Annotated in this window: 1 protein-coding gene; it reads right to left on the reverse strand. The window is 31.1% G+C overall.

The window, feature by feature from the left end; genetic code table 11:
• Positions 1-315: 315 nt before the first annotated feature.
• Positions 316-588 (reverse strand): acylphosphatase, encoded by a 273-nt coding sequence (locus Q5O30_RS05940; RefSeq protein WP_118589466.1) that lies wholly within the window; start codon positions 586-588, stop codon positions 316-318.
• Between the last annotated feature and the right edge of the window lie 87 nt (positions 589-675).

Genomic DNA, 675 nt, shown 5'->3' on the forward strand with positions numbered 1-675 from the left:
ATCTTTGCCTTTTCCAGCACACGTTCAACATTTTTGTTTTTCGCATATACCACTTCAGTACTTTTTATTGGTTTTACACCACTTAATGATAATGCTACAATCAACATTAAAGATACTACCTTTTTCATACAGTTCCTCTTAAAAATTTTTTTCATAAAAATACCTCCGTTCTTAATTATCATCCTCTTATAATTAACAACGTATGAAACCCCATTTCGGAACAATATTTTTTGTAAATTTTTTGTTGTTTTTTTGTAAACAATCTATTAAATCTGTTTTTATGCTTTATTTTTGATAGTAATTATGCTTTTCCTCTTATTTTTCATAAAAGTCTCTTTCATCAACTACAGGCAATCTTTTCACTTTCATATCCTCTATGAGAATAAATCGCTGATTTTGCAAAAAAATTATTAACTGGTCTATCTCGCTCTCTTTCCCCTGTACTTCCATTTCAACTGTTCCATCATAAAGATTTCTAACCCATCCCGTAAGACCTAAAGCTCTTGCCTTATATACTGAATAATATCTAAAACCTACTCCCTGAACTCTTCCATAAAAAATTATATGTTTTCTAACCATCTTATCCATCCTTTACCTATTGCTTTTATAAAACCACTACTTTGTGAACTACCCATTGTCTTAAGCCAATGGGCTTCCTGCTTCATCGACCTCGTA

Origin of the sequence: Eubacterium sp. CAG:161, assembly GCF_000432355.1 — a bacterium.
Classification (GTDB): Bacteria; Bacillota; Clostridia; order Lachnospirales; family Lachnospiraceae; genus Eubacterium_G; species Eubacterium_G segne.